The organism is Enterobacter sp. RHBSTW-00901 (assembly GCF_014103115.1).
GTDB classification, from domain to species: Bacteria; Pseudomonadota; Gammaproteobacteria; order Enterobacterales; family Enterobacteriaceae; genus Enterobacter; species Enterobacter cloacae_P.
Genome location: NZ_JABXPB010000001.1, coordinates 4030025 through 4046079 on the forward strand (window position 1 = coordinate 4030025; position 16055 = coordinate 4046079).

Annotated in this window: 17 protein-coding genes and 3 pseudogenes; 11 read left to right on the forward strand and 9 right to left on the reverse strand. The window is 48.8% G+C overall.

Annotated elements, in window-relative coordinates:
- Positions 1 to 145 precede the first annotated feature (145 nt).
- Positions 146 to 1534, forward strand: a complete 1389-nt coding sequence (gene pheP / locus HV318_RS19370) for a phenylalanine transporter (protein WP_182274028.1) — start codon at positions 146 to 148, stop codon at positions 1532 to 1534.
- A gap of 36 nt (positions 1535 to 1570) precedes the next feature.
- Here the strand turns inward: pheP and HV318_RS19375 are convergent, their stop codons facing one another.
- Complete coding sequence (locus HV318_RS19375) at positions 1571 to 3007, reverse strand: MFS transporter (RefSeq protein ID WP_182274029.1); 1437 nt, start codon at positions 3005 to 3007, stop codon at positions 1571 to 1573.
- Between the two features lie 107 nt (positions 3008 to 3114).
- On the opposite strand from HV318_RS19375, the gene HV318_RS19380 reads away from it, so the two are divergent.
- The 4 genes from HV318_RS19380 (at position 3115) to relB (ending at position 5790) form a co-directional block, all read left to right on the forward strand.
- Complete coding sequence (locus tag HV318_RS19380) at positions 3115 to 3993, forward strand: helix-turn-helix transcriptional regulator (RefSeq protein ID WP_182274030.1); 879 nt, start codon at positions 3115 to 3117, stop codon at positions 3991 to 3993.
- 24 nt (positions 3994 to 4017) lie between these two features.
- Complete coding sequence (locus HV318_RS19385; protein WP_182274031.1) at positions 4018 to 5052, forward strand: DUF2157 domain-containing protein; 1035 nt, start codon at positions 4018 to 4020, stop codon at positions 5050 to 5052.
- Positions 5053 to 5192: 140 nt separating this feature from the next.
- Positions 5193 to 5522, forward strand: coding sequence for a type II toxin-antitoxin system RelE/ParE family toxin (locus HV318_RS19390; RefSeq protein ID WP_182274634.1), 330 nt, complete (start codon positions 5193 to 5195; stop codon positions 5520 to 5522).
- Positions 5503 to 5790, forward strand: coding sequence for a type II toxin-antitoxin system RelB family anti-toxin (relB, locus tag HV318_RS19395; protein WP_182274032.1), 288 nt, complete (start codon positions 5503 to 5505; stop codon positions 5788 to 5790). The genes HV318_RS19390 and relB overlap by 20 nt, the downstream gene beginning before the upstream one ends.
- A 36-nt stretch (positions 5791 to 5826) precedes the next feature.
- On the opposite strand, the gene nfsB is transcribed toward relB, so the two are convergent.
- The 3 genes from nfsB to HV318_RS19410 all read right to left on the reverse strand — a co-directional run bounded on the left by nfsB (position 5827) and on the right by HV318_RS19410 (position 7548).
- The gene (nfsB, locus tag HV318_RS19400; protein ID WP_182274033.1) at positions 5827 to 6480 is read right to left on the reverse strand and encodes an oxygen-insensitive NAD(P)H nitroreductase; all 654 of its coding nucleotides are present in this window, start codon (positions 6478 to 6480) and stop codon (positions 5827 to 5829) included.
- 119 nt (positions 6481 to 6599) lie between these two features.
- Positions 6600 to 6968, reverse strand: coding sequence for an MmcQ/YjbR family DNA-binding protein (locus HV318_RS19405; RefSeq protein ID WP_182274034.1), 369 nt, complete (start codon positions 6966 to 6968; stop codon positions 6600 to 6602).
- The gene (locus tag HV318_RS19410) at positions 6958 to 7548 is read right to left on the reverse strand and encodes a TetR/AcrR family transcriptional regulator (protein WP_182274035.1); all 591 of its coding nucleotides are present in this window, start codon (positions 7546 to 7548) and stop codon (positions 6958 to 6960) included. The genes HV318_RS19405 and HV318_RS19410 overlap by 11 nt, the downstream gene beginning before the upstream one ends.
- 190 nt (positions 7549 to 7738) lie before the next feature.
- Here HV318_RS19410 and HV318_RS19415 point away from each other — a divergent pair, with 190 nt between their 5' ends.
- Positions 7739 to 8839: an MBL fold metallo-hydrolase gene (locus tag HV318_RS19415; protein WP_182274036.1), complete on the forward strand. Its 1101-nt coding sequence runs from the start codon at positions 7739 to 7741 to the stop codon at positions 8837 to 8839.
- 31 nt (positions 8840 to 8870) lie between these two features.
- Entirely contained in the window at positions 8871 to 9212 is a 342-nt protein-coding gene (locus HV318_RS19420; protein ID WP_182274037.1) for a RamA family antibiotic efflux transcriptional regulator, read from the forward strand.
- Between the two features lie 49 nt (positions 9213 to 9261).
- On the opposite strand, the gene HV318_RS19425 is transcribed toward HV318_RS19420, so the two are convergent.
- Both HV318_RS19425 and HV318_RS24385 read right to left on the reverse strand, forming a co-directional pair.
- Complete coding sequence (locus HV318_RS19425) at positions 9262 to 9510, reverse strand: DUF1158 domain-containing protein (protein WP_182274038.1); 249 nt, start codon at positions 9508 to 9510, stop codon at positions 9262 to 9264.
- A 91-nt stretch (positions 9511 to 9601) separates the two neighbouring features.
- Positions 9602 to 9763 (reverse strand): annotated as a pseudogene (locus HV318_RS24385) (YbdK family carboxylate-amine ligase); the annotation flags it as partial.
- Between the two features lie 169 nt (positions 9764 to 9932).
- On the opposite strand from HV318_RS24385, the pseudogene HV318_RS19430 reads away from it, so the two are divergent.
- Positions 9933 to 11173: pseudogene (locus tag HV318_RS19430) on the forward strand (tyrosine-type recombinase/integrase).
- Positions 11174 to 11308: 135 nt separating this feature from the next.
- Entirely contained in the window at positions 11309 to 12172 is an 864-nt protein-coding gene (locus HV318_RS19435; RefSeq protein WP_182274039.1) for a BAR domain-containing protein, read from the forward strand.
- A 708-nt stretch (positions 12173 to 12880) separates the two neighbouring features.
- Here HV318_RS19435 and pilV read toward each other — a convergent pair.
- A pseudogene (gene pilV / locus HV318_RS19440) lies at positions 12881 to 14359 on the reverse strand (shufflon system plasmid conjugative transfer pilus tip adhesin PilV).
- Positions 14360 to 14541: 182 nt separating this feature from the next.
- Here pilV and HV318_RS19445 point away from each other — a divergent pair.
- Both HV318_RS19445 and HV318_RS19450 read left to right on the forward strand, forming a co-directional pair.
- Entirely contained in the window at positions 14542 to 14940 is a 399-nt protein-coding gene (locus HV318_RS19445; RefSeq protein ID WP_182274040.1) for an H-NS family histone-like protein, read from the forward strand.
- Positions 14941 to 14998: 58 nt separating this feature from the next.
- Positions 14999 to 15265 carry a hypothetical protein gene (locus tag HV318_RS19450; RefSeq protein WP_104696738.1) on the forward strand — a complete coding sequence of 89 codons (267 nt, stop codon included), beginning with the start codon at positions 14999 to 15001 and terminating at the stop codon, positions 15263 to 15265.
- 147 nt (positions 15266 to 15412) lie between these two features.
- On the opposite strand, the gene traD is transcribed toward HV318_RS19450, so the two are convergent.
- Positions 15413 to 15766, reverse strand: a complete 354-nt coding sequence (traD, locus tag HV318_RS19455) for a conjugal transfer protein TraD (protein WP_182274041.1) — start codon at positions 15764 to 15766, stop codon at positions 15413 to 15415.
- Entirely contained in the window at positions 15766 to 16014 is a 249-nt protein-coding gene (locus tag HV318_RS19460; RefSeq protein WP_182274042.1) for a hypothetical protein, read from the reverse strand. Before HV318_RS19460 ends, traD begins: the two co-directional genes overlap by 1 nt.
- Positions 16015 to 16055 lie beyond the last annotated feature (41 nt).

The following is a 16055-nucleotide window of genomic DNA, read 5'->3' on the forward strand; positions in this document are numbered from 1 at the left end:
CTGACTTAATGACCCCCCAGCCAACGGGGGGTTAATACACTCATTATCGCCACCGCATGCAATGTCGTTCCCCGCTGCTTTTCTTGCTACCACCAGCATGAAGTGTTAAAACGTGCCCCTTCTAAAAAAGAGACAGGGGTAGGACGTGAAAGACGCGTCATCCGCTTCAGGCAGCGGTAGTTCTGAAGCCTCGTCGGAGCACAATCCGACGCTGCAACGTGGTTTGCAAAATCGACATATTCAGTTAATCGCCCTGGGCGGCGCTATCGGTACCGGGCTGTTTCTGGGTATCGGCCCCGCCATTCAGATGGCTGGCCCGGCGGTACTGCTGGGTTACGGCATCGCCGGGGTCATTGCCTTTCTGATCATGCGCCAGCTCGGCGAGATGGTCGTCGAAGAGCCGGTGTCAGGCTCGTTCGCTCACTTTGCTTATAAATACTGGGGCCCGTTTGCCGGCTTCCTCTCCGGCTGGAACTACTGGGTGATGTTTGTACTGGTCGGGATGGCAGAGCTGACTGCGGCAGGCATCTATATGCAGTACTGGCTCCCGGACGTACCGACCTGGGTCTGGGCAGCGGCCTTCTTTATTATCATCAACGCCATTAACCTCGTGAACGTGCGCCTGTATGGCGAAACCGAGTTCTGGTTTGCGCTCATCAAGGTGCTGGCAATCATCGGTATGATTGGCTTTGGCCTCTGGCTGCTGTTCTCCGGTCATGGCGGCGAGCGTGCGACCATCGATAACCTGTGGCAGCACGGCGGCTTCCTGGCAACGGGCTGGAAGGGGCTGATCCTGTCGCTGGCGGTGATTATGTTCTCCTTCGGCGGGCTGGAGCTGATTGGTATCACCGCTGCTGAAGCGCGCGATCCGCATAAAAGCATCCCGAAAGCGGTCAACCAGGTGGTGTACCGGATCCTGCTGTTCTACATCGGTTCGCTGGTGGTTTTGCTGGCGCTCTACCCGTGGGTGGAAGTGAAATCCGACAGCAGTCCGTTCGTGATGATTTTCCACGATCTGAACAGCAACGTCGTGGCCTCCGCGCTGAACTTCGTGATCCTGGTGGCATCGCTGTCGGTCTACAACAGCGGCGTATATTCTAACAGCCGCATGTTGTTTGGGCTCTCCGTGCAGGGTAACGCGCCGAAGTTTCTGACCCGCGTCAGCCATCGCGGCGTGCCGGTGAACTCGCTGCTGCTTTCCGGAGCCATCACGTCGCTGGTGGTGTTGATCAACTACCTGCTGCCGAAAGAGGCCTTTGGTTTGCTGATGGCGCTGGTTGTTGCCACGCTGCTGCTGAACTGGATCATGATCTGCCTCGCACACCTGCGCTTTCGCGCGGCGATGCGCCGCAAAGGGCGGGAGACACAGTTTAAAGCGCTGCTGTACCCGGCGGGGAACTACATCTGCATCGCCTTCCTGGCAATGATCCTTGTGCTGATGTGTACCATCGACGACATGCGCCTGTCAGCGTTGCTGCTACCGGTGTGGGTGATCTTCCTGTTTGCGGCATTTAAACTTTCCCGTAAGAAGTAGGGCCCTTTTCGCCCGGTGGCGAAGAGCGTGCCGGGCTTATTTCGTGGCCTGGCAGGTCTTCACCACCGGCAGGCACAGGTGGTGACGCATACACCGCGTCACCAGTGCCAGCCCTGCCATCATGGTGGCTTCTACCGCCAGAAAAACATTTATCGCCTGGGTATAATTACCGTGATGGTTTTGCAGCGCATGCAGCAAAATCGCCCCGAAAATAGCCGGGCCAAGCCCCAGCGCAGCCTGCTGTAGCGTGCTTAAAATCGCGCTCGCGGCTCCCGCGTCATCAGGCTGAATATCGCGCATACCCATGCGATAGAAGCTGTTCACAATTAATGCCTGGCCGTAGCCGACCAGCCCGGTCGCCGGAGCCAGCGTCAGGGCAGTGTTGTTCATCCCCCAGAAATGGAACGTCACAATCAGTGCCAGCAGCCCGGTTATCTGGATCGCCAGCCCGGTCAGCAGAATGGTACTGGTGCTGTAGCGGGCAATCAGGCGCGGGGCAAACCACGCAGAAATAAAGTAGGTCACACCGAGCGCGATAAAACTGTTCCCGGACTGCCAGGGGGCCATGCCCAGACCGGTTTGCATGGTCAGCGCCATACAGAACATAAACCCGGACCAGACGCTGAAAAAGAGCACCGCAATCAGCACCCCAAAGCGAATACTGCGAAGCTGCATCAGGCGTGGTGGGATCAACGGATGCGCGTTCTCCCGTTCTTTCTGGCGCGCATTCATCACCATAAAAAAGGTGAGCGGGATGATGGCGAGCAATGCGGCTTTCAGCGGCCATGACCAGTGCCACTGTGGGCCAAGCGCCATCGGGAACAGCAGGCAGCAGAGAATCGTCGCCAGCAGCACAGTGCCCGTCCAGTCAATGCGCGATGGCATTTCACGACGGGTTTCTGGCACGTAACGACGGCTCAGCGCCAGCACCACCAGACAAATTGGCACGTTAATAAAAAACGCGTTACGCCAGCCCAACCCGGCGATATCCGCGGATACCAGCCAGCCGCCGCCCATCTGCCCGACGATAAAGGCGATGCCGCCTATGCCGCCAAACAGGCTAATGGCTTTGGCATGGGCGGTGCCTTTTAGCGTGACGTGCAGCGTGGCGAGGATCTGCGGCATGATCAGCGCCGCGCCTGCACCCTGAACAATACGCGCGGCAAGCAGCTGTTCAATGTTGCCCGCCATCCCGCACAGCAGCGAGGCGAGGCCGAAGCCCGCCACGCCCCACATAAACAGACGACGGCGGCCCAGGTTATCGCCCAGCTTGCTGCCGGGTGCCAGACAGACGGCAAAAGCCACGCCGTAGAGGGCGACGATCAGCTCCAGCCCGGTGGCGGTGGCGTGTAACGAATGGGTTATTGAATCCAGCGCTACGTTCGTAATTGACGTATCGATAAGCGGCAGCATCTGGCCGGTTAACAGCAATATCAGGCCTGCGCGACCCGGTGAAACAACTGACGTATTCATGGTGACTCCATTGCGTCATTCAGCAGATGGTCGTAGCATCGGTGATCTCATAAACGGGTACCAGTTCTTACTTATACTGGTACTGGCACTACCATGCAGGGGGATTTATGGCGCTGATGTCTGAACCCGTCATCTCACTTCAGGATGACACCCGAAAACAGCTGGGGGCATTTTTACGCGCACGGCGTGAAAGCCTCGATCCCCAGCGTCTCGGCTTGCCACGGAGTGGCCGTCGCCGCACACCGGGGCTGCGTCGTGAAGAGGTGGCCTTTCTGGCAGATGTGGGCGTCACCTGGTACACCTGGCTGGAGCAGGGCAGGGATGTGAATCCATCTACAGCGGTGATGGCCGCAATAGCCAAAGCGCTGCAGTGTACCCCGACTGAAACCCGACACCTGTTTGTACTGGCTGGTCTGCCGCCGGGTGAAGCGCCGCAGGCGGCCTGCTGTGAGAGCATCAGCGAAGGCACGCGCCGGTTGCTTGATACGCTGATGCCAAAGCCTGCCAGCATTCAGAAACCGAATTTTGATATTGTGGCGTGGAACGACAGTTTCGGTCATCTGATGGGCGTCGACTTTAACGCCATCCCGCCAGAAGATCGCAACTGCATTTATCTTTTTCTGACGCATCCGGCGTGGCGTGCCCGTCTGGGCAAACGTGATGACGTACTGCCGATTTTTGTCTCCTATTTCCGCGCGGCGATGGCCGAACACCGGGGTGACCCACTCTGGGAAGCCAAACTGGCACGTTTCTTTGCGGTGTCTGAGGAGTTTAAAACCCTGTGGCACCAGCGCAACGATGTTCGCGGTGTGGAAAATCAGCTGAAGCTGTTCGCGCATCCTGAGCTGGGAAATTTTATTCTGCAGCAAATGTACTGGTACTCTGCTCCGCGCAACGGGTCGCGGCTGCTGGTGTATTTGCCAGTGGATGAGGCGGGGGAAAGGGCGATGACGTGGCTGGCAGAACAGGCTGTTATACTCAATTAACATCTGACTTTTCAGGGAGTGAATATGAACGTTACCCGCAAACAGGAACGCCTCCTTCACCGTGCGCTTAGCGAGTGGGAGCAGGAAGGGGCATTAACCCCCGAGGAACGCCAGCGTCTGGCCGGTACGCTGCAGCGCGTGACCCTGGACTGGCAACGCCTCAGCCGTTATGCCTTCTGGACGGCGCTGGCCTGCGTCATCATTGCTATTGGCAGTCTGTTTTCCGACAGCGAACTGATGGCGCGTATCATTGAATTCTTTGCTTTCTCCTCCCTCGCCCGTATCGGGCTGCCCGCGCTGGTGGCGGTATTATTCTACCTGTGGGGGTTCAGCCGTCAGCGGCGAGAAACGCAGTGGCACTACAGCACTGAAGCGATCCTGTTCCTCGGCGTATTCTTTACGGCGATTGCTCTCTGGCAGCTTGGTGAACGGCTCGATAACGGCAGCGGCCACATTGCCTCGCTGTTCCTGGCGGGCTGCGCCGTTTATGGTCTGGTGGGCTTTTTTGGGCGTTTCGGGTTAGTGTGGCTGTTCTTTTTACTCTCGCTCGGTAACTGGTTTGGGGCACAGACGGGGTATATGTCCGGCTGGGGCGCTTACTGGCTGGGGATGAACTACCCGGTGCGGTTTATCTTCTTCGGGGGCGCGCTGCTGGCGCTGTGCTGGGTGCTGCGCGCAATGTTACAGGCGCGACATCTCTATACCACCAGTAAAGCTATGGGCCTGACGTATCTCTTTGTTGCCCTGTGGATCATGTCGATTTTTGGTAATTACGATATTGATAACTGGTACAGCATCACTCAGGCATCGCTTCTGCCGTGGGCGCTGCTGTTCGCCGTGGCGGCGGCAATTTGTATCTACATCAGCCTGAAAACCGACGACGGCATGTTGCGTGGCTTTGGTCTGACGTTCCTCGCCATTAACCTCTACACCCGCTACTTCGAATACTTCTGGGATGGGATGAACAAGGTCGTGTTTTTCCTGATTCTGGCGGCGTCGCTGGCGGTGATAGGCCGTTATGCGGAGAAAATCTGGCACGCCGGAAGTACGGCCAGATAAGTTTTTTGCGAAGGGCTTTCAGGGAATCAACAGGTATTCGGTTTAGCCTGGATAAAACAGGTAAGGTGAATCACGAAAGGCAAAATTAGCCTTTAATGCAAATTGCCTTACATGCTAATATCATCAGGGATGAAAAAACCGTGTTCAGACTCATCGTTCATCAGGCAGTCAGAGAAGAGATCCTCTCTTTGCCTGCAGGGGTACAGGCGAAGTTGATTCGCCAGCTTGATAAATTACGCAATAACCCAACCGTACTACGGGCTCCCGACAGCAAACCATTGTCATATGGCTTGTTTGAAATACGCACCGTCGGGCTAATCCATAGCCGCGGGATATACGTTTATCAGCGGGATAAGACGATTTATCTCTTGCGCGTATTTATCAAAAAAACGCAGAAAACACCTTCTGTGGAGATCCGTCTGGCACTGAAACGACAACAGGAGATGTTGGATGAGCAAGAAGATCATTGACTGGGATGAGTTGAGAGCAGAGTTGTTAAGTGACTCTGATGTAAAGGCTGCTTTTGACGCAGAAGAACGTAAGGAGCGCTTACGCGAGATGCTGGCGCAATGGCGAAATCATGCCGGTCTTACGCGTGCGCAGGTGGCGGAGCGAATGGGCGTCAGTGCGCCAACCGTATCCCGAATGGAAGCCAATATTACGCGGGCAAGTCTCGACACGTTAACGCGTTATGCGCTGGTGTGTGGAGTCAAACATCCGCAAATCATACTGTATTGAAATCTGGCACGCCGGAACCCGGCGTACCAGCAGTGATTAGCACTCCGTCACGACGGTGCTCAGCGGCAGGCGAGATTTCGGCAGGGATGCGTTGAAATCTTCCACGCTATGGTGCCCAACCGGTACCACCACCAGGCTGGTGTAGCCTTTCTCTTTCAGGCCAAATTCTTCGTCGAGGATCGCGGCGTCAAAGCCTTCAATCGGCACGGCATCCAGGCCCATTGCGCCCACGCCCAACAGGAAGTTACCGACATTCAGGTAAACCTGTTTTGCCATCCACTGGTCGTCATCTTTCAGATCAACACGGTGAATGTCGGCGAAGTAGTGGCGACCTTTGTTGTTAGCGGCTTTTGCTTCCGGGTTCGCAAAACGGCCGTCGGCATCTTCCTGATCGACCACGCGCTCCAGCCAGGCATCGTCCATTGCGGTTTTCGCGCAGAAGACCACGACGTGAGAAGCATCCAGCATTTTACGTTCGTTGAACACGTAAGTACCGGCCGCAGATTTTGCCACACGCGCTTTACCTTCCCCGGTGCTGGCTACAATAAAGTGCCACGGCTGAGAGTTGGTGCTGGATGGGCTGTACTGCAGCAGGGTTTTGATTTTTCCCGCTTCTTCGGCGGTCAGTTTTTTGCTTGCGTCGAACGCCTTGGTGGAATGGCGCTTCAGGGCGACAGAAATAATATCCATTACAACTCCTGGTGGTTACATTCGCCCCACAGGGGCGTGAAAGGAGAGCAGATTACAGGGCGAAACGGAAAAAGATAAGTGCGATTCGAGCGCTTATACTGTTCGTCTCAGACGAACAATCAGGCTGGACGGATCCACTTCTGATCTTTTTTCGGCAGTTTATCGACAATCAGGTTCCACGAGTCAGCCACCAGATCGGCCACCAGTTCTGGCGTAATGTCTTCTCCGCCATAGAGTGAGATCCAGTGCTTTTTATTCAGATGATAGCCAGGTTCAACCCCGCGGTAGATTTGCTGATTTAACAGGGATTTTTCCGGTTCGGACTTCAGGCTGATATGAGGCCGCCCGTGGGCGACCGCGACAATCATGAAAATCTTACCGCCGACTTTAAACACATCAAATTCCGGGCCAAACGGCCAGCACTGTTCGGTAAAGGGCATTTCCAGTGCCACGCGTTTTGCGTGTTCCTGCAGTGATTTACTGTCCATTAACGTCCTCAATGGCAAGTGCGCGCCACATGGCTTCAAAACCGAGGGATTTAAAATCCCCTGCGCGAGACGGATCGCGGGTGGCGAATTCCATCGTGCTTTCGGCCAGCGATAAGAACAGCGCATCGCCAAACGTTTTAAATTCATCCGACATAAACACCGGGCGCACCGAACGGCGGCACAGCTCATGGAGTTCCGGGAACATCTCTTTCACCGCCAGTTCCGTTTCGGCGCTCAACTTTTCACTGACGCCAATCTGGCGGATAGCCGCATGAGCAACGGGGTTACGAATACCCCAGTCCACATAGCTGTTCCAGATATTGCGGGTATGTTCTTTAGGCAGCGTGATGGTGCGATCGAGGTTCTCCAGCATGGTCTGGCAGAGATCCTGCTTCAGGTGCAAATAGAGGGCATTCAGCAGATCGTCTTTCGTAGCAAAGTAACGGAACAGTGTGCCTTCAGCAACGCCCGCGTTACGGGCAATTAACGCCGTTGAGGCGGCAATCCCTGACTGTGCAAATGCAGCGGTTGCTGCTTCCAGTAAGGCCTGTTTTTTATCTTCACTCTTCGGACGTGCCACTAAATTTTTCCTCCTGTCAATTGTAAAAGCCATGATTGAAACACGTGCTCTGCCACGCTGCAACGCGGAATGTCAAAGATCGAAAACGTCTTGACGACTTTATCAGCATATCTATAATGAGTGCTTACTCACTCATAATCAAGCTCAACCCGCGCAAACCATCGGAAGGGGCGCGTATTCGGGTCAGGATATGAAAAGTCTCTCTATCTGCGTGGTGTTTGTCATGATTATTGCTTCAGCTGCGAGTTTACCTTTTGTCCTGAACGCCGGATTTGGCCAGCCACCGCAGGGTGAGCAGCTCCCGGAAGTGGAGGCTTCTCCACAGTACCGAGACGGACGATTCCACAATACGCTCCCTACGCCGGGTTATAACGGCGACAAAAATATGCTGGTGGCGATGTGGGAGTTCCTGACCAAAAAAACCGAAAACGCCCGTCCTGCTCAGCCATTGCCGCTGGTGAAAACCGATCTCGCGGGTTTGCCTCTGGAGCAAGACACTCTGGTGTGGCTTGGTCACTCCTCCTGGTATATGCAACTGGCGGGAAAACGTATCCTGATCGATCCGGTGCTCGGTGATTACGCCGCGCCGTTCTCATTCCTCAATAAAGCCTTCGCGGGTGAGTATCCCTGGAATGCGGGCAGTATGCCGGAGGTCGATCTGCTGATTATCTCGCACGATCACTACGACCATCTGGATCACGCCACCATCAGGGCGTTACTGCCAAAGGTGAAGCAGGTGGTCACCCCGCTGGGTGTGGGTTCTCATCTGCGCTACTGGGGTATGAAGGCAGAGATTATTGATGAGCGCGACTGGAACCAGTCCGTGCATATCAGTGATGAACTGGCGGTGCATGTGCTACCGGCGCGTCATTTCTCCGGACGTGGCATTAAGCGTGACCAGACGCTGTGGGGCAGCTTTATGTTCGTCACGCCAGAGCAGAAGGTTTACTACAGCGGGGATTCCGGTTACGGCCCGCACTTCAGGGCTATCGGTGAACAGTTTGGCGAGGTGGATTTAGCCATCATGGAAAACGGCCAGTACGACCAGGACTGGAAGCACATCCACATGCTGCCGGATGAAACCGCGCAGGCCTCGGCGGATCTCAATGCTAAAGCCGTGGTACCGGGACATAACGGGCGCTTTGTGCTGGCGAAACACACCTGGAACGACCCGTTGATCCAGCTGGCAAAAGCCAGTGCGGACAAAAATTATCGGCTGCTGACACCGGAACTGGGCGAGCCTGTCCGGGTGAGTGATACCACCCAGCAATTTCGCGTGTGGTGGGAATAATGATTAATTGTGGAGCAGAGGGGAACGCAGTATGACTATTTCCGCTCAGGTCATCGACACTATCGTCGAGTGGATCGACGACAACTTGCACCAGCCGCTGCGCATTGAAGAGATTGCCCGTCATGCGGGTTACTCGAAATGGCACCTGCAACGGTTGTTTATGCAGTACAAAGGGGAGAGTCTGGGGCGTTACATTCGCGAACGTAAGCTGCTATTGGCGGCGCGCGACCTGCGTGAATCGAACGAACGCGTGTACGACATCTGCCTGCGTTACGGGTTTGACTCGCAGCAGACGTTCACGCGGGTCTTTACCCGTGCCTTTAACCAGCCGCCTGGAGCCTATCGCAAAGAGAGCCACAGCCGGGCGTATTAGGGCTGAGATGACGAGAATGCCGGGCTGCCACCCGGCTTTTTTGTGCCGGTTACGCCGCCAGTGAAAACCAGCGACGCCAGATGAAACGCAGGACGAAGAATTCAATAGTGCCGAGCAGCAAGAACCACAGGCAGAACAAAATGGTGTAGAGCTGGTTCAGATCGACCAGATGGAAGGTTGCAACCATCTTTTTTGCCAGCACCAGCCCGAGAGAGGGCGCAGGTAACAACAGGCAGGAAAGCAGGGCCATCAGCAGTATGCCCCCTGCGGTTAACAGCGATTCTAACGGGTGTTTCATCTTAATGTTAATCGTCAGTTAAAAACGTTATTGTCGGGCATCGTGTAACGTAAAGCAAAGCAATATATATCAGCCGAAAGGGAGGGGCTGCTTATAGACTCGTCGCCCACAGCTCGCAATGTTGTTGTACCAGCGAGGTCAGTGAACCGCCGTCGTTGACAAAATCCCGCATTCGTTGTGCTTCGCTCTTATCCTGTTTCAACAGAAGAGCAATTTCCTTAATTGCGCTTGTCGCATCCAGTTTTCCCGCTGAGAGGTCTATTTTTTTAGTGTTCAGCAACGTCCGAAGAAATCCATTTTTTATATATAAAACAATATATTGTAATTTATTTATTGTTCGGTAATGTATTGCTATTTCCGACGCAATCAGCGATTTTATGCAGTACCGTATGCATGGCGGGTTGTATGACAGGATTATCGATATGCCGAAGAAAGCTAAAGAACTCTCAGGGCTTGCCGTATCAAGATTAAAAACAGAAGGCTCTTTTGCTGTCGGAGGCGCTGACGGCTTATATCTCCGAAACAGAGGCCAGTCCCGATCATGGATTCTTTGCGTGGCTATGGGAGTCAGAGTTAATGCCAGAGGTAAGACCGTTCCAAAACGCTTGAACTTGGGTCTTGGTCCCTACCCCGAAGTCTCCTTGGCAGAGGCCCGTGAAAAGGCTCGTGAACTCCGCAAGCAAATCAGGAATGGAATTAACCCGCTACAAGAAAAACATGAGCGCACTACTCAACAAGTAGAATTAGCCCGTAAACAACGGTCGTTTGCTCAATGCTGTGAGGACGTATTGGCAATCAAAGCCAGCGAGCTGAATAACAAGAAACATGTCGCTCAGTGGCGAGCTACCTTAGAAACATACGCCTATCCGTTTATTGGTCAGAAAGCAGTAAATGAAATAACAAAAACTGATCTTTTAGCCATCCTTGAACCCATTTGGCTGATAAAGAATGAAACAGCAAGTCGCCTTCGCGGGCGTATTGAAGCCGTTCTCGACTATGCCAAAGCAAAAGAATATTTTGAAGGGGATAACCCTGCAGCATGGAAAGGAATGTTAAAACCCCTTCTCCCCTTACCCAGCAAAGTTCAAACCCAAAAACATCATGCCGCCCTTCCCTATGGTGATATTGGGACATTTATGGACGAACTTCGTCAACGTCAGGGCATTTCTGCCCGCGCTCTTGAATTTGCCATTCTCACAATCGCTCGCTCTGGTGAAATACGCGGTGCAGAGTGGAATGAAATCGATCTTGCGGGGAAAACATGGACCATACCCGCCAGCCGGATGAAAGCAGCAAAAGAGCATCGTGTTCCTCTGTCAGATGCTGCCATTGCGCTGCTAAAGGAATTACCGCGCTTTAAGGATAATAATTTTGTGTTCCCTGCCCAACGTAAAGGACAACTATCTGACACTGCATTACTGGCAGTGCTAAAGCGCATGGGGTATACCGACTTAACGCAGCATGGGTTCAGATCAACTTTCCGTGATTGGGCTGGCGAAACAACATCGCATCAGCGTGAAGTCATTGAACATGCTCTGGCACATCAACTGGCAGACAAAGCAGAGGCCGCTTACCAGCGTGGGACGTTATGGCCTAAACGGGTGTGACGCTGATGAATGATTGGTCAGAATATTGCATGGGAATTAAGCATCCAGACCTTTAATAGAAACTATTACATTAATGAGATTTTCCTGTATAACCGTAAACTTATGATTGAAAATCATTGTTGAGTAAGTAAGTGTTTAATTTTTGACAGAGTAAAGTCAATTCTTCTAATAAATATTGACAAGGAAACTTCATGAATCAATATCAAGGTTCTGTTCTATATATAGACATTCTAGGCATCAGCGCACTAACACAGGGCATAATACCTATTATCGAAGATGATTTCAAAGCTCACAAATTCACTTCAAAAAAAAGTTATTCAGAACAGTTATATTGTGCAAAACTCTTAGTTTTGTTTAGAAGAATATTGAAAGGTGCTAAGCAAAAAAACCTACAGATAGCACAGCTCTCTGACTGTGCATTCATATGGTCTCGTAACACGGATCTTGTTTTGAATGCTGCAAGAGAAATCATGTGGGAGACAACAAGAAATGGAATTCTGTGTCGAGGCGGAATGGCTTATGGTGAAATAGTTGAACCCGAAAAAGTGAATAGACAGCTAGGCCATTTCGTTTGCGGTAAAGCGGTAAGCAATGCAGTCACACTAGAAAGTTTAGGGAAAGGTGCCAGAATATTTATTGATAGTTCACTACCACCAGAAGCATCAAATAAAATACCATCACAAGCATTCCAAGGTCAGAAAAACCCTTTAGACTATTCAACTGTCGATGAATTTTTATGGTGGTTATACCCTGAAAAGATCTCTACGCTACCGAGAATAAATTCTTCTGAAAGTAAAAAAATACTTCTAGAAATAATGGACTTAGTATCGTCATTAAAACACTCGCCTAAATTCAGATGGAATGCATTTTCCTCACAAGGAAGAACACAGTTGGCTGCAACTATAGAGAGCATATCAAAATGTACAACAAAATTACAAAATAAGATTGATTACTTTTTTTCAAAAGACGAAATAATCAATTCGTTAACGGAAAGGGATGACAAAAAATACAGAGCAATAAAGGAGCTATATTCCAATGAAATAAATGATATATAATATATAGTATTTTTAAAAAACTGCTATGGTACGGCAGTGTCGATTATTTTATCGTACCATACAAGCTTTAACTTGGTCAGATCACAGTGTATAAAAATAAAATATTATTCGTGCTACACCGATTAGAGTTAAAACTCGAAGTCACCAGCACTTTGGCTAAGGTTTTTCGCCATACCCACCGTTTTACTATTAATGGGTAGCAGTTTTTGTCCCATATTTGTGGGTGTACGGATTATAATTCCCCTTCGTTTCGAAGTTATTATACTGCGTAGAGTCCTTAGATGTTCTAGTATAGGGCGGAACATACTTACCTTTTGTTGTGGTATAACCGCTGACCTTATCGTGACTTAGACTACTCCCTGTCCCGTAGCCATACGTTTTAGATGCTTTGTATCCGCTTCCTAAAGATGAGTGATACCCCACCCCCTTGGCAAAAACACCTGTTGTAAAGAATACCATAAATAATGAAATAATTAACAACCTCATAGTCCCCTCACATAACAAAATAAAATGAGAAAATCAATAGCAGAGTTAACATTAGCATAAAACAGGCACCAAACAAGACATTATAGAAAGGATAACTTGAGTCTTATGAATCAAATGAGAATCATTACTGGAAAGTAATAAAAACACATCCAAATTTGCAAGGAAAATTTATACTCAGAAATAAAATAGATTTTTTATCATATGGTTATGATTCTAAATCTCTCAATCAAAACACATCGCATGCATCCATGTATTAATACCGGCAGGCCAGCTCGTAATTCGCATTTCCATGATCCAATCAGTTCCATTAAAATAGACAATAGAATGTTTAACCATTCCATCTGAAGTTTGGTTTGCTGATAATGAACAGAACAAGTGTTTACCTATATTCTTCGTTTGATAGCAAGAAGAGCATGTTCCAGAGCTGTTGTTGATATAGCTAACTACATATTCGCTGTAGTTATATTTAGATTTATTCCAGATGCCATTTACACAAGAAATAATAACTCCTTCATTAGTGCGCCCTATCAACCCCGCAGGAGAGCATCCATCACCGATATTAGCTTGGCTGTTAATATATATAAACTCACCTGCATTTACCCTTCCATCAGCATTAATGCTCCCGTTTGAATGGATGTAATTAGAATTAAGATTTCCTGATGCCCAAACATATGATGCATTGACAGTCCCTGAGTTTGCATATATATCCCCATCAGTCACAAAAGCCTTTTTTGCGTATACTGTTCCATCCGCATTCAAAGCAGCAGCCATCTTTTTATTACTATCAGCCGCAACCCCAATATTTCCAACCGCATACATATTTTCTCCTGCATTTAGAGATTTTCTTACATACGCAATACTATCTGTAGAAAAATCTCCTTTAGCATAAATATAGTCATTGGAAATAATACCTTTACCTGAGTTTATTACACCACCAACTGTTAAATTTTTAGTGATATTCAAGTTATTACCGAAATTACCAGTTCCTGATGCATTAATGTCTTTTATATTATTAATAATATTGCCTCCCATATTCAGGTCGCCTGTCATCGGCAATGTTCCATCACGGCGCAGGTAAACAGAATACATAGCGGAATCGTATCCAACACGGTAAGCCAGAAGTCCCTCTGAGTTGATATTACTGTAATCTGTTGATGTTTCTTTCCAAGCACCCTGCAAGCCAGACGCTAAAGTTGGTGATTACGTCATCCCGCTGTCTATCCCTGTTTCCTGCATAGCTTTTCCCAACAGATCATAACGATATTTGCCACCTTCAATCCAAGGTAAAGTTGTCGTGATCAGGCCATTAATAATATAGTTGGGAGATGTTCCTGAACGTTTTAATGTTATCTTATAGGAAGATCTTTGGGCATTAACCCCTGTATAGGATGCAGGTAATAACCCTTCATTAACGAGCGTTTGATACGTAATTTCGCAGCCTGAACCATTACAGATACGGGTACCCGGATCACTTGACTGGCTACTGCTCGATGCCAGCGTAGAAAGCTTGTCATAGCGGATATTGATATAACCATTTACCGCTTCCCCCATTTGCTTCATCTGCGAACCAACGGTATTAGCTATGAAATTTTCTTGATCTTTTTTCATATCCTGAAACTTCATGAATGCCATGATGCTCCCTACGCCCAACACCAAAGTGAGTTCCAGCAAAGAGAATCCCTTTTTATTTTGTTTTTTCATTTTCATCGTCCTTTTTTATTTCACGTACATATCAATTAACAAAAATAAAAAAGAGGTCAAGATTGGTTAAGATGTAATCCATAAAAAACCGTTAACAATAAAAATTAGGAGGAGTAATTTTATCCATTATCATCTTTGTATGTTATCCTGCTTATGACCTTAAACATTCAGGATAAAAGACAATGACTGACACTATTAAAGCACTTAATAACATTCGTACCCTTCGCGCACAGGCACGAGAAACAGATTTGGCTACTCTGGAAGAGATGCTTGAAAAATTAACTGCTATTGTTGAAGACCGACGCCAAGAAGAATCACTTGCACTGCAACAAAATGCTGAACGTCAGGCCAAAATTGAAGCACTGCGTGCACAACTGCTTGAAGATGGTATTGACCCATCAGAGCTGCTGGCTAATCCTAAATCTTCCCGTCCGGCTGCGGTTCGTGATCCTCGTCCTGCTAAATACAAATACATTGATGAAAATGGCGATGAAAAGACGTGGACAGGTCAGGGTCGTACACCAAAAGCGATTGCTGCTGCACTGGAAGGTGGTAAGATTTTAGAAGATTTTGCTATCTAAACACATTCCATACATTCTTTAATCCGGGCATCGTGAATACTCTTATAAAGGAAACAATATGCCATCACCAAGAGAAGTGAATCCGCATAATTTCAAAGTATTGGAAATTATTTATGATTTAAACGGATTCTCAGTTGCATGGGGGATCTGGGAGGATGGGACTAAGCGCCTCGCTATGAGATGGAATGGTGAAGGCGAGGACAAGGGTTATCCAAAAACATTTGGTAATCCTGTATGGTTCATGCTCCCAAATGAGCTTAGTCTACCGATACTTCAATCACTGGATGCATATAACCCTTTACATCGCGGTGTAGAAAAAAGTTAATCGTTCCGGGTATTATTTAATAAAGTATGTCATGCATTATATTACATCAATTGTTAAATTGACTACCGCGCCCTCTGGGGCTTGGTCAACAGTTCCCCAGCCTAAAACAAGTTTTAAGCCGGAGAGCTGTTCGGACGTGAAAGGATTTTATGGCCTGAATTTTTTGAGGACTCTTTCAATGTAGATTTGTCCATTTAATTTATACCTTTCGATATCGTGCGTATGTAAGGATGGAACTTCTAACAACAAACCAAAGATTAATTGTTTATCTACCTCACTTATATCACAGTTTAAAACCTTGGCAACTTCAGCACCAAGAATTATTTTTTTGTCTCGTATTTTCTTTTTGCTGTCTCTTTTTTCTTTTGCTTTAAGGTGATTTAATTTGTTTTGTGCTCCAGCAATTTTTTGCTCAAGTGTTTTCTTTACTTCCGGTCTGCTTTTATCACTCTGAAAAACATTGCCAGTTAGATAGGTGTTTTTTATTTCATCATCACTCATTATTTACTCCATTGATTTATATGATTATAAGGAATATTAGTTCTAAACTCATCATCTGAAAGTGCTCGTTTGATTGATTTAATCCGGGAGCGAAATTTTTTCTTTTCCTGTTTCTTTTTAAATTCAACTCTTATCTCTGTGATTATCTTTTCTGCTTCACTATACGCTTTTTCCAGATCGGTATAGATTCCATTATCAAGTAATCGCTTTGCTTCAAGATCGATGGCTTCATCGTTATTTTTATACATGAAACATCCTTGTATTTATTTCCTTAACACTAATTAGCATA

Coding starts and splice junctions, on each gene's coding strand:
- HV318_RS19375 (WP_182274029.1), bottom strand. CDS start 3,007: ATGAATACGTCAGTTGTTTCACCGGGTCGCGCAGGCCTGATATTGCTG.
- HV318_RS19380 (WP_182274030.1), top strand. CDS start 3,115: ATGGCGCTGATGTCTGAACCCGTCATCTCACTTCAGGATGACACCCGA.
- HV318_RS19385 (WP_182274031.1), top strand. CDS start 4,018: ATGAACGTTACCCGCAAACAGGAACGCCTCCTTCACCGTGCGCTTAGC.
- relB (WP_182274032.1), top strand. CDS start 5,503: ATGAGCAAGAAGATCATTGACTGGGATGAGTTGAGAGCAGAGTTGTTA.
- nfsB (WP_182274033.1), bottom strand. CDS start 6,480: ATGGATATTATTTCTGTCGCCCTGAAGCGCCATTCCACCAAGGCGTTC.
- HV318_RS19405 (WP_182274034.1), bottom strand. CDS start 6,968: ATGGACAGTAAATCACTGCAGGAACACGCAAAACGCGTGGCACTGGAA.
- HV318_RS19415 (WP_182274036.1), top strand. CDS start 7,739: ATGAAAAGTCTCTCTATCTGCGTGGTGTTTGTCATGATTATTGCTTCA.
- HV318_RS19420 (WP_182274037.1), top strand. CDS start 8,871: ATGACTATTTCCGCTCAGGTCATCGACACTATCGTCGAGTGGATCGAC.
- HV318_RS19425 (WP_182274038.1), bottom strand. CDS start 9,510: ATGAAACACCCGTTAGAATCGCTGTTAACCGCAGGGGGCATACTGCTG.
- HV318_RS19435 (WP_182274039.1), top strand. CDS start 11,309: ATGAATCAATATCAAGGTTCTGTTCTATATATAGACATTCTAGGCATC.
- HV318_RS19445 (WP_182274040.1), top strand. CDS start 14,542: ATGACTGACACTATTAAAGCACTTAATAACATTCGTACCCTTCGCGCA.
- HV318_RS19450 (WP_104696738.1), top strand. CDS start 14,999: ATGCCATCACCAAGAGAAGTGAATCCGCATAATTTCAAAGTATTGGAA.
- traD (WP_182274041.1), bottom strand. CDS start 15,766: ATGAGTGATGATGAAATAAAAAACACCTATCTAACTGGCAATGTTTTT.
- HV318_RS19460 (WP_182274042.1), bottom strand. CDS start 16,014: ATGTATAAAAATAACGATGAAGCCATCGATCTTGAAGCAAAGCGATTA.